Origin of the sequence: Myxococcus sp. AB025B (assembly GCF_006518215.1) — a bacterium.
GTDB lineage: Bacteria > Myxococcota > Myxococcia > Myxococcales > Myxococcaceae > Myxococcus > Myxococcus fulvus.
In genome coordinates this window covers 1-11,377 of sequence record NZ_SRLW01000320.1, presented here as the reverse complement: position 1 = coordinate 11,377, position 11,377 = coordinate 1, and the positions used below count along the sequence as shown (strand labels likewise).

The following is an 11,377-nucleotide window of genomic DNA, read 5'->3' as shown; positions in this document are numbered from 1 at the left end:
GCACCAAGGGGGCCATGGAGTTGCGGTCCGCCGAGTCCGCAGGGTAGGAGTCCTCCTGTCTCGGCCCTCTCTCTTTGGCCGGTTTTGACGGGACCCTCTTTGGCCGGTTTTCACCTGACCATTGAGGGAAGCCCTTCGTCCGCTTCGCCACCTCAACGGTGCGCTCCAGCAGCCGGCGGTCCATCTCGGTCGCGATGAGTCGCTCCCTGAATTGCTGCAGCCCGCCCTGGGAGAAGGCGGGCTCGTCCTCGTCCGCGCCGAGTCGGTCCAACACCATCCGCCACCGGCTGTCAGTGCCCGACAGGCACACGGCTTCGGCGTCCGATGCCTGCGTGTAGGCCTGCACCAACAGCGCCATGCACATCATCGCGGGCGGCTGCGGCTCTTGTCCCTGGCCCGTCTGTCGGTACATCGCTTCGAGCTCGTCCTGAAAGGCATCGTCGAACAACTCGTGCCGATGCTCGCGCAGGAAGACGAAAAGCTTCCTGCTCTTCCCCGCCAGCTTCAGCAGGCGCTGCTCCCGTGCGCTCTGCTCCACAGCCGGCTTCCAGCGTTCCATGCGCCACCTCCGAAGGTGGCGACCTGATCACGCGACCACAGCCCGAGTCGATCCCCTACCGCCTGCCTGCTCCCTCGCCGTAACCTGATCGGCGCTCTAGATGTGCCCGAACAATTGTGGGCTGAGGCGATTCACCCAGAGTATTTGAAGGCGATGGATTTTCAGGAGCAGGTTGGTGAATTGCTTGGCCGGCCAGTATCTCTTGAGCTGCTTGATGGAGTGTCGCGACGGCTTGCTGTTGATGCTATTGCGCAGTTGCTTTCGAGGGGAATGTCGCCTGAGCAGTCGTTTGCTCATTTTAATTCAATATTGACGTTCTACGGAGAGAAGCCTGTCTCCCGCCGTTTCTTTGAGCGGTTCTTGGGGTCGGGTGCATTTGCAAATATAGGCGCGCTCAAAGGCAAGGTTCAGGAGTTTCAGAAGATAGCGATTCGGATTTACGGGAGTTTTCGACAGGCATTTAAGACGTTGAGGGAGTGTGATGATATTGGTGGTGAGTTGGCGCCACTAAAGGAGGTGGATGAGAGTCAGTTTACGCAGCGACGAGCGTTTACTTCGATATCTGAAATCTCACCAGATCGCTTAGATGATCTTGGCTATATTTCGGTTGAAAAGGTGCGGAAGCAGAGTCGGGAACGGCAAGAGTTATCCTCTAAGTTAACTGAACTGGCTTCGGGGTTGAGGGCAAACCCGAAAGCTGGTCTTGCTGGGGTGTCCGACAAGCGAATTAGCCGCATACAGACGCTGTTGCGGAAATTCGACTCTCAGATCAAGATTGAAACGACGCTGTTTGGAACGACTGACCCAGAAGCGCTTGAGCGGGAGGCTAAAAGGGTAGCTCCTGAAGATCAGGAACTGGCCAGGATAGAAGAGACCCAGAATCTGGGGCTGAAGAATCTGGCGGCATATCTGACCGAACCGTACATGGATGTCTACGTTGCTACGTCGATGCGTGAACGCGCAGACTTTATTTCGGTCAATAGTTTCGTGAAGTCCCTTTTCTCGGATCCAGAAGTGGCTCACCTGTACTTGAGATACTTCAATCCGACTCAGTCGTGGATATCGGATCGAGTTGCCAAGGGGCTTGTTGAGGCGTTGGTGCTAAAGCGAGCTCGAATGACAGTGTATATGGCACAGAAAGGGGATACCTTCGGAAAAGACAGCGAAGCCTCGGTGGCGCTGGGACAAGGGAAACCGGTCGTTGTGTATGTGCCACGCCTTTTTGATGATGCAGCGAACATTAATTCTGAAGCACTGATGCAGATGGGGGACCAAGAGCTTCAGAAGCTGAGGCAAAGTCTTGAGATAGAGGATGAGGAGGGGATTGATCGACAGACTGAGGTCTCTCAGATTTTGGTGAAGAAGTTGTCAGCGCTTTCGGGGGGCGACGTTGCGAGAATAGCAGAGGCGCATTGGGCGGATTTTGATTTGTATGGCGAGATCGACGGCTTGGTTGAAGGGGTCAGAGAGCCTGTTCGGCTGTATTTGGAGAGCCTGACTCGTCGTCCTGCATCTAGTCCTCGTCCCGTGCCGTCTGACGTCGTCAAACGAGCGCTCATTGAGCGGCTAGTTCATGTTGGGCTTTTTTTTGAGAGACGAGCGAAGACATTTCGAGAGGTGCATCCTCTGGCCTTGCAGGTGATCCTTAGTAGCGGTGTTCTGAATGGCATTCTGGTGGCTCGCTCTCCTGCCGCTTGTGCAAAGGTTATGCATGGCCTTCTGGTTAATAAGATTGAGACGGAGCTTGTTTGCGATAGCGAAAACTACAAGCTGGTCGAGGTGGGGACGCGCAGTACATTGCGCGTGATTTCGAAGCATCGTCTGCTAACGAATGCGTTCTGGACTCAGTATTTTGATGGGTAGAGTGGGAGGCCCGTGTCTTCGAGACGACGCCAAAGGGCCTGTGGAACTCGCTGCGCTCCATCTCCGTGCCCACGCTCATCGTTCGCGGGGCGCGCACGCTGGCCGCCTCGGCCTTCGCCAAGGCCCGGCGGGTCATCCCGGGTGTCCGCCTGGAGGAGGCTCCCGGCGGGCACCTGTTCCCGTTGGAGGACCCGGCGGACTGTGCCCGGCGCATCCTCGCGTTCCTGGACTCACTCGAGGCTCCTGGCGAGCCGCTGCGTCAGGCGCGTTAGGGGGCGGTGTCGTCCGCCACGGGCGTCGGGAGCGCGTCGGGCGACTCCGAGGGCTGCTGGGCCTCGAGTTGGAGGAGCGCCTCGAAGGCCGCGGCCTTGGGGCTGGTGGTGGTGCTCTTGACGACGTGCTGCCAGGCGCCACCCGGGAGGCGGTGTGCGTAGCCGCCCCAGAGCAGCTTGCCCTGGAGCCCGACGAAGACCTCGTCCTTCTCGAAGCGCTGGTCGGCGGTCCGCTGCATCAACTCGAGGAGCTTCACGCGGTCCGGGTTGCTCACCTTCTTGAGGTGGGTGGAGCGCGCGGTGATGACCCTGATGCCCTGGTCCTTCACGGCCGCGGAGGCGGCGGTGACGGACATGGACGTGTGGCCCGCATCCTCGAACGCGGACTGAAGCGCCTCTTGGAGGGCGAGGTCCTCGGCCTGGGCGTGGAAGCGCTGGTCGAAGCCGTGGCGCTCTTCCTGGACCTCCGTGCCGTCCTGCGTGCCGGTGACGGCGGAGGTCACCGCGCCGACCACGGGGAAGCCCACGCAGCAGAAGAGCAGGGCGCCGAGGGGGAAGAGACCTCCCAGGCGGTGCAGCACGGGCTTCGTCGGCACGTGGCCGATGGACTGCTCCGGCACCTCCGAGTGCAGGTTGCAGCGGGAGCAGGCGAGGACGTACTTCGTCCTCAGGGAGAAGAGCGGGAACCAGAAGACGTGGGCGACGCTGTAGTGCCGCTGGAGTCGGTGGGTCGTCTCCCGCTGGCAATCCCGGCAGAGGGCGGGCCGCTCCCCGAGTTCCTGCTGCTTCGCCGAGCTTCCATAGATGATGAACATGCCTGACTCCGCTCGGGGTGGAGTCCGTCCCATACCGCGACGTTGATACAAGCGTCCACCGTGACACTCTGTCTCGGAGACCCCTCGCTCCCGTGACAGCCTGTTCGGGCGAGAGGTCCCGGACCGCGCGGTGATTCCGCGCGGGTCCCTCTGAAGGCCGGGAGGTGGAGCCCTCCTGGCCTCGTGCTTGCTCAGTCCCTGCTTCACCCCTGGAGGGGAGGAGGTCGGGCCCGATGAGACATTGGTTGGAGCGGCACTCGTGGTGGTTGCATGGCGCATTCATCCTCGCGGTCGCGTTCCTGCTGTCGCGCATCGTCCACGTGTTCACCGAGTTTCATCTCAGCGCGCCTGTTCCTGGCTGGGAGGCGTCGAGCGCTCGCCCCATCCGGGTTACTCCAGGGGCGGCACGCGCACCGCTGAGTGAGGACACGCTGTCGAGGCTGCTGGGAGTGGCCCTGCCGACGCCCGGTGTCCCCGGGGGAGATGCAGGCCCGCCGCCTGGCGCACGGCGCGCGAGGCTGGTGGGGACGTTGATGTCACGCGAGGCGCACTGGTCGCTCGCGTCGGTGGAGGACCTGGAGAGTCGGCGGGTGCGCAGCCTGCGCGTGGGCGATGTGCTCCAGGACTCGGAGGTCGTCGCCATCGAGCGTGAGCGCGTCATCGTCACGGTCCAGGGGCGACGCGAGGTCATCGACCGGGGAGGCCCCTCGGGCGCCGCTTCGCCGATGCCGCGTCCGCCCTCGACCGGAGCCGCGGACATCCGGCGCGTGGGCGAGCACACCTACGAAGTCCCGGGGCGGTATCTGGAACTCGACCGCTGGACGGGAGGCTCGACGCTCTCGGACGCGCGGATGGTGCCGGCGTTCAAGGACGGGAAGGCGCAAGGCTTCAAGGTCCTCTCCATCCGGAAGGGCTCGCTCTTCGAGAAGCTCGGCCTCCAGAACGGGGACGTCCTCCAGCGCATCAATGGCATGCAGCTCGACTCGCTGGAGAAGGCCATGGAGACGTACATGCTGCTCAAGAGCCAGCGGCGCCTGGAGGTCGAACTGGAGCGGGGTGGGGGGCGGGTGCGCAAGGTCTACGACGTCCAGCCCTGAATGTCAGGAGGCCGGGCGAGTCGCGTCCCCCCGCGAGCCATGACCATCCGCCCCTTCCAGCCCTCCGACACCGACGCGCTCGTGGACATCTGGAGCCGCGCGGTCCGCAAGACGCACGACTTCCTGAGCGACGCGGACTTCGAGGACATCCACCGCAAGCTCGGGCCCGTCTATCTCCCCGCCGTCGAGGTGCACGTCGCCTGTGAGGACACGCGGCCCGTGGCCTTCATCGGCATGAGCGGACACCACGTGGAGATGCTGTTCGTCGACCCCCAGGTCATGGGCGGCGGACTGGGACGACGACTCCTCGCCCACGTCTCCACGCGCGGACCGCTCACCGTCGACGTCAACGAGCAGAACCCCCGCGCCGTGGGCTTCTACCTCCACTGCGGCTTCGTCCAGGCGGGCCGCAGCCCCACCGACGGCGAGGGCCGGCCCTATCCGCTCCTCCACCTGGCCATGCCCCGTCCCGTGACGTCGTAATCGCTGGAATTTCAGACAGGCTGGAGCTTGCTCCGAGGTCCGTCTAACCTCGGGAGTCACCCGCGTTGCCTGGAGTGATTCCATGTCCGAGTCCAAGCCCCGCCTCAAGCGTCCCGTGGAGAACGTCCGCGCCGAGCTGCTCGCGGACCCCGACACCCAGCGCATCGCGAAGTCCGTGGGCATGGAGCTGGCCGCCTACGTCGAGCTCGTCCTCGACTACGCCCAGCACCCGGAGAAGGAGCCCGTCCTCCAGGTCGTCCCCGACGAAATCCTCAAGCAGTCCGGTTACGAGCCCGCCAGCATCGAGGAGGTCGGCGAGTTCTTCCTGGGCGCCGCCCGGGGCGAACTGGGGCTGGGGCCTCCGCCGGCCTACTACAGCGGCTTCGAGTCCAAGCCCGCCCCCGGTGCGGGCAAGCCCTCCCTCCGCGGCGACGAGAACCAGTCCCAGGTCGAGGTCGACGAGGAGACCCGCAAGGCCCTCCTCAAGCACGTCCCCCGGGGGCCTGATCGCCTCTGAACCTACCTTGGAGGCAACTTCCTCCGTGCTCCTCCGATAATGGGGATAATCATTTCTACCGAGGAAATCCCATGTCTGTCGGCGGCTCCAGTGGCGCAGGTGGTAGCAACGGCACGAACGGTGCGAACAGCGCCAGCAACGCCGCGAGCAAGGCGGCGGACGCGGCGAGCAAGGCGGCCAACAGCATCAGCAACGCGCTGGGCGGCCTGGGCAAGGCGCTCGGTGGGCTGTCCAAGGGCCTGAGCGGCCTGGGTGGCCTCGCGCAGGGCCTCAGCGGCCTGGCCAAGGGCCTCAGTGATGTGGTGGGCAAGGTCTCCGAGGCGCTCAGCTCCGTCTCGGGCCTGCTGGACAAGGCGCTCAGCGCCATCTCCGGCCCCCTCAAGGACATCGTCGGCAAGGCGCTCGACAACCTCCCGTTCGGCCTGGGCCAGCTGGCCAAGCCCTTCGCGGACAAGTTCATCGACAACGGCCTGTCCATGGTGGCCGGTGGCCCCCTGGCCGGCGTCAGCAGCCTGTTCAACGGCGCCTCCAACGTGGGCAAGCTCGCGGACACCGTCGACACGGTCCGCTCGGCGGCCACCGCGGTGGGCGACATCGCGCAGGGCAAGTTCAACACCCAGCAGCTCGCCGCCTTCGCCCAGTCGAAGCTGCTGCGCGGCCTGGACTGACCCGCCCCACGAAAACCCAGCACGAGTCTCGAGGACGTCCGCCCAGGCACCCGCTGCCCGTGGCGGACGTCGTCGTTTCCACCCACGTCACGACGGGGCGCCCCGCGTCAGTTCAGGTAGCCGCCGGAGAGCTGGAGCTCCGCGCGGCGGTTCTTCTCCAGCTCGGAGGTGGAGAGCGGCCGCTCCTCGCCGTAGGACAGGGTGGACAGCCGCGACGGCTCCACGCCCAGCCGGCGCAGGTAGTCGCGCACCACCGAGGCCCGACGCTGACCGAGCGCCAGATTGTACTCCGTGGTCCCCAGCTCACACGTGTGCCCGGTGATGCTCACCTTCGCCTGCGGCCGCTGGCGAAGGTCGTCCGCCAGCTGCGTCAGCGTGTCGCGGAACTCCGGGCGCAGCGTCGTCGAGTCGAGCTCGAAGTAGACGGGCTCCAGGCGGATGGGGTGCAGGTCCGTGTCGGGATTCGGGGTCATCGCTGAGGGACGCTCCGGCTCCGGACGCGTGGCCACCGGAGCATGGGGGGGCTGGGAGTCGGTGGAGACCGTGGAGATGGGCTGCTTCGCGGCACAACCCACCAGACCGAGGACGACGACGAGAAGCGAGAGGAAGGGGCGCATGGCCTCGTGCTGAGCATGCGCCGTGCCGGGGTGTCCTCACTCGGGAGGTCCCCGGCGACGCTCAGCCGGTGTTGCGAAACGCCAAGCCGCCCATGGCTATTTGCCCTCCGAACGCTCGCGCCGGTGAATCGTGGAGACGTCGATTCCGAGCAGCTCCGCCGCCCGTGTCTTGTTCCCGCCACAGCGCGCGACGGCCCAAGAGATGTACTCGCTCTCCAGTTTGCGCAAGGGGATGACCTCGCGTTGGGCCTCCAGGAGCGGGTGGGGCTCCGGCCCCCCTTCCGCCAGGTGCGGCCGCAGCTGCTCCAGGTCCACCACGTCCCGGGTCCCCAGCACCACCAGCCGCTCCACCAGGTTCTCCAGCTCGCGCACGTTGCCCGGCCAGCGCAGCGAGCACAGCGCCGCGAGGGACTCCTGGGCGAAGCGCTCCACGGGCGAGCGCGGGTTGCGCGCCCGGGCCTGCTCCAGGAAGTGCTCGGCCAGGGCGGGGATGTCCTCGGGGCGCTCCCGCAGCGGCGGAGCCCGCAGCGTCACCACGTTGAGCCGGTAGAACAGGTCCGCGCGGAAGCGGCCCTCCTTCACCCGGGCCTCCAGGTCCTGGTGCGTCGCGGCCACCACCCGGACGTCCACCGTGCGCGAGCCGTCCGCGCCCACCGCCCGCACCTCGCCGTCCGCCAGCACGCGCAACAGCCGCGCTTGGAGCTCCGGCGCCATGTCCCCGATTTCATCCAGGAACAGCGTCCCGCCGTCCGCCTCCACGAAGAGCCCCCGCCGCGCGCTCGTCGCGCCGGAGAAGGCGCCCTTCACGTGTCCGAACAGCTCGCTCTCCAGCAGGGCGTGGGGCAGGGCGGTGCAGTTGACGGCGACGAAGGGGCCCGCGCGGCGGGTGCCCTCGAAGTGCAGCGCCCTGGCCACCAGCTCCTTGCCGCTGCCGCTCTCGCCCCGCACCAGCACCGGCGCGCTGGACCAGGCCACGCGCTCCACCAGCGCGTACAGCGCCCGCATCGCGCCGCTGCGGCCCACCATGGCGCCCAGCCGGCCCCGGTCCTCCGCCTGCTGCTTGAGCGTGCGGTGCTCGGCGCGCATGCGCCGCTGCTCCAGCGCCCGGCCCACGTACAGCCGCACCTCGTCCAGGCGGAAGGGCTTGGCGAAGTAGTGCCACGCGCCGCGCTTCATCGCCTCCACGGCGCTCTCCACGCCGCCGAAGGCCGTCATCATCAGCACGGGCAGGTCCGGGTCCAGCTTGCGCGCGGCCTCCAGCACGTCGAAGCCGTCCACGTCCTTCATGCGCAAGTCGCAGATGACCGCGTCGTACACGGCGGCGCGCAGCTGGGCGATGGCCTCCGCGCCCCCGGACGCCACGTCCACCGTGTAGCCGGCGTCCGCCAGCGGCTCCTGCAGCATCTGCCCCATCTCGACGTGGTCGTCGACGACGAGGACCCGGGCTCTAACCGACATGTTGCTCCTCTCGCGCGGGGGCCGCGGCGGGCCACTGCAGCATCACTCGCGTGCCTTGACCGGGCGCGCTGTCCAGCTCGATGCGTCCACCGTGGTTGCGCACGATGTGCGCCACCATGGTGAGTCCCAGGCCCGTGCCCAGGCCGCGCTTCTTGGTGGTGAAGAATGGGTCGAAGACCTGGTGCAGGTGCCGGGGGGCGATGCCGCACCCGTCGTCCTCGATGGTGATGCACACGTGTCCCCAGGCGCCGGACGTGTCCGCCTCGCCCGGCGTCGCGGTGAGGCGCACCTGGCCTCCGGGCTCGCACGCGTCGCACGCGTTGAGCAGCAGGTTGACCAGCACCTGCTGGAGCTGGTCCGCGTCCGCCGCCAGCGGGGGCAGGGGCTGGGACACGTCCAGCCGCAGGTCCACGTGGCGCCGCTCCGCCTCGACGCGCAAGAGCTCCTGCACGCCGCGGACGAGCGGCCCCAACGTCACCGCGCGCGACTCGGCGGGCTGCAGCCGGGAGAAGTCCAGCAGCTGGCGGATGGTGCGGCTGACGCGGTCGATCTGCTCGACGATGGCGCCCACGCCCGGGGCCTGCGGGTGCTCCGGGCCCAGCTTGTCCTGCACGTACTCGGCCCGGCCGCGGATGATGCCCAGCGGGGTGCCGATTTCATGCGCGATGCCCGCCGCGAGCACGCCCACGGTGGCGAGCTTCTCCGCGCGCAAGAGCTGCCCCTCCAGCGCGCGCAGGTTGCTCAGGTCCTCCAGCACCAGCAGCGTGCGCACGTCGGGCTGGTGCGGCTCCAGCGGCACCGCGTGGACGTTGTACTGGCCCTCCGACTCGAACAGGCGCAGCGGCTCGGCGTGAAGGCTGCGCACGCGGTTGTCCTGGCCCGCGGCGTTGACCAGCTCCTCCAGCCGCTGGATGACGGGCGCGTGGGCCTGGGGGAAGGCCGCGGCGAGCGTGGAGCCCACCACGTCCTTTGGCATCCGCGAGCTGAGCGCCTGGTTGGCGGAGGTGATGCGGCCCGACGTGGACAGCGCCAGCACGCCCGTGGGGATGTGGTCGAGGATCTTCTGCGTCTTGTCGTGCAGGTGGGCCAGGCGGCTGGCGTGCCGCAGGCTCTCCTGGAGCGCCACCGCGCGGCTTCGCGCCAGCACCACGTACACGCCGAAGGCGATGAGGAACGACGAGAACAGGAAGGCCGCGAACGACAGCCGCAGCACCAGGCTCCGCTCGTGCGAGCGCAGCCCCCGCGTGGAGGACAGCGACGCCAGCGGCCACAGCGCGCCGTTCTTCATGCCCACCGGGGCGAAGCTCGCCACCACCTCCGCGTCGCCCAGCCCCAGCGCCATCGCCTCGGCGCGGTCGATGACGAGCGAGCCCGCCTCACCCTCGCGCAGGCGCGTGGCCAGGAGCGCCAGCCCCGGCGTGTCCTTCGCGTCGGTGCCGAGCTGCTGGTAGCGGGCCACCAGCACCGGCGCGCTCAGCGCGGTGGGCGTGCCGTGCGCGCCCAGCAGCAGGAGGTTCGTGTCGCTCTCCGCGGTGAGCAGCTTGAGCGGCGCGAAGAGGGGCTCGGCGTCCACCAGCACCACCACCGCGCCGCCACCCCCCGGCGAGTCCTCCGGCAGCGCGGTGGCGAAGGCCCTGAGCCACCCGGACACATCCCCGCTCAACGGCGGCGAGGACGCGATGTGGCCCTCGGGCCCCTCGAGCGCGCTCTTCGCCGTGAGGGTCAGCGCCTGGGCGGGGTACTGCCGGGCGATGGACTCGCCGGTGCGCCGGTCCAGCAGGCGCAGGCGCTCGTCACCCTCGGGGCCGAAGACGACGATGGCCTTGTACTGGCCCACGGCCTCCAGCAGCGCGCGCAGCTCCCGGCGGTGCTCCTCGGGCGAGCCCGGCTGGGAGAGCAGCTCGGCGGTGAAGCGCAGGTCCTCACCCACGTCCTCCAGGGCCTCGGACACCCCGCGCGCGGCCTCGCGCAGCTGGGCCTGACGCTCCTGGGCGAACTGGTCCACCAGCGCCTGCCTGTCCCGCTGGATGAAATACACGGCTCCGCCGATGACGCCGGTGAGCGCCGTGCACAGCAGCAGGACGGGCAGGAGGGAGAGGCGCATGGGGGCAGATAGCAACATCCCGCGCGGAAGAGGGGGATGTTGCCCGCCGGGCCGCCCCTGCTCCGGGGGCCCGGACGTCGTGTCGGTGCCCGGCTCGGGCGGCAACGGAGGACTCAGGGCCTCGAGGCCTGCTGGTTGAGCTTCTGCGACACCTCGCGGACCTTGCCCTGGATGAGGCGCAGGTTCGCCGGGCCCATCCGCAGCAGGTGCTTCTGCGCGGGCGTGAGCGCCTCCAGCGCCGGGTCCGCGTACACGTACAGCGCGCCCCGGGCCAGGACCTCCACGTCACCGTCGAGCACTGGCACCGCGAGCACCTGCTCGAAGGCGCGCTGGAGCGTGGCCTCGAAGGAGCTGCCCGGCGGCGCGCTCTCCTGGTGGAGGCGCTCGGCCAGCCGCCGCACCTCGCGGTACGTGTCCACCAGCAGCGTCGAGTCCAGGCTGCCCACCACCCGGCCCACCGCGTCATGGCGGCCGTACGTCCGCTTCGCGATGTGCGTGCGACCCTCGTGGGTGCGCACCTGGAAGTCGCCGGACGGGGCCAAAAAGCCCACCACCGCGCGGGGACTCTCGCCGCTGGCCATGTTCGACACCACCGCGACGAAGCGGCGCAGCAGGTCCGCCTCGCGCAGCCACACCCCGAACTCGCGCTGGGACGAGGCCCCCGCCAGCCGCGAGCGCAGCAGCGCGTCGATCTCCGTCGCGGGAGGCAGCGGCGCGTCCGGGCCCCGGTCCAGTGCCTTGGGCGCCTGGGCGATGGGCTGCGGCGCGGCGGGCGTGTCCGGTGCGCCATGCAGCAGGCCGTGCCACACCCCGGCCCCCGCGAGCACCGCCGCCACCAGAATCACCAGGCCCCAACCCCAGAGCGCGCCACGCTCGAGCTTCCCCACCACATCACCGCCATTGCCGTCCATGAGTCCTCCACTT

The 11,377-nt window shown here is 67.9% G+C and carries 12 protein-coding genes; 6 read left to right on the top strand and 6 right to left on the bottom strand.

What is annotated here, in order from left to right; translation table 11 throughout:
* Positions 1–559, bottom strand: a 559-nt coding sequence (locus tag FL311_RS35755) for a transposase (protein ID WP_141332166.1), incomplete at its 3' end; no start/stop codon positions are given.
* A 102-nt stretch (positions 560–661) separates the two neighbouring features.
* Between FL311_RS35755 and FL311_RS35750 the strand changes: the two genes are divergently transcribed.
* On the top strand, positions 662–2,422 hold the full coding sequence (locus FL311_RS35750) for a hypothetical protein (RefSeq protein ID WP_141332165.1): 1,761 nt from the start codon (positions 662–664) through the stop codon (positions 2,420–2,422).
* Between the two features lie 65 nt (positions 2,423–2,487).
* On the top strand, positions 2,488–2,694 hold the full coding sequence (locus FL311_RS35745) for an alpha/beta fold hydrolase (protein ID WP_141332164.1): 207 nt from the start codon (positions 2,488–2,490) through the stop codon (positions 2,692–2,694).
* Here FL311_RS35745 and FL311_RS35740 read toward each other — a convergent pair.
* Positions 2,691–3,509, bottom strand: a complete 819-nt coding sequence (locus FL311_RS35740; protein WP_141332163.1) for a zinc-ribbon domain-containing protein — start codon at positions 3,507–3,509, stop codon at positions 2,691–2,693. The two genes, FL311_RS35745 and FL311_RS35740, sit on opposite strands and share 4 nt — an antisense overlap.
* A 233-nt stretch (positions 3,510–3,742) precedes the next feature.
* On the opposite strand from FL311_RS35740, the gene gspC reads away from it, so the two are divergent.
* The 4 genes from gspC to FL311_RS35720 all read left to right on the top strand — a co-directional run bounded on the left by gspC (position 3,743) and on the right by FL311_RS35720 (position 6,274).
* A complete protein-coding gene (gene gspC / locus FL311_RS35735) occupies positions 3,743–4,606 on the top strand; it encodes a type II secretion system protein GspC (protein WP_141332162.1) in 864 nt (287 codons plus the stop codon).
* A gap of 39 nt (positions 4,607–4,645) precedes the next feature.
* Complete coding sequence (locus FL311_RS35730; RefSeq protein ID WP_141332161.1) at positions 4,646–5,089, top strand: acetyltransferase; 444 nt, start codon at positions 4,646–4,648, stop codon at positions 5,087–5,089.
* An 82-nt stretch (positions 5,090–5,171) separates the two neighbouring features.
* Entirely contained in the window at positions 5,172–5,606 is a 435-nt protein-coding gene (locus FL311_RS35725) for a hypothetical protein (protein ID WP_046714694.1), read from the top strand.
* A 71-nt stretch (positions 5,607–5,677) separates the two neighbouring features.
* The gene (locus tag FL311_RS35720; protein ID WP_141332160.1) at positions 5,678–6,274 is read left to right on the top strand and encodes a hypothetical protein; all 597 of its coding nucleotides are present in this window, start codon (positions 5,678–5,680) and stop codon (positions 6,272–6,274) included.
* Positions 6,275–6,381: 107 nt separating this feature from the next.
* Here the strand turns inward: FL311_RS35720 and FL311_RS35715 are convergent, their stop codons facing one another.
* From FL311_RS35715 to FL311_RS35700, 4 genes are all read right to left on the bottom strand, one after another.
* Positions 6,382–6,891, bottom strand: a complete 510-nt coding sequence (locus tag FL311_RS35715) for an OmpA family protein (protein WP_141332159.1) — start codon at positions 6,889–6,891, stop codon at positions 6,382–6,384.
* A gap of 96 nt (positions 6,892–6,987) precedes the next feature.
* Positions 6,988–8,349: a sigma-54 dependent transcriptional regulator gene (locus FL311_RS35710; RefSeq protein WP_141332158.1), complete on the bottom strand. Its 1,362-nt coding sequence runs from the start codon at positions 8,347–8,349 to the stop codon at positions 6,988–6,990.
* Positions 8,339–10,453 carry a nitrogen regulation protein NR(II) gene (locus tag FL311_RS35705; RefSeq protein ID WP_141332157.1) on the bottom strand — a complete coding sequence of 705 codons (2,115 nt, stop codon included), beginning with the start codon at positions 10,451–10,453 and terminating at the stop codon, positions 8,339–8,341. Before FL311_RS35705 ends, FL311_RS35710 begins: the two co-directional genes overlap by 11 nt.
* Positions 10,454–10,566: 113 nt before the next feature.
* Positions 10,567–11,377: DUF3014 domain-containing protein (locus FL311_RS35700; RefSeq protein ID WP_368668606.1), on the bottom strand; the 811-nt coding region annotated here is incomplete at its 5' end.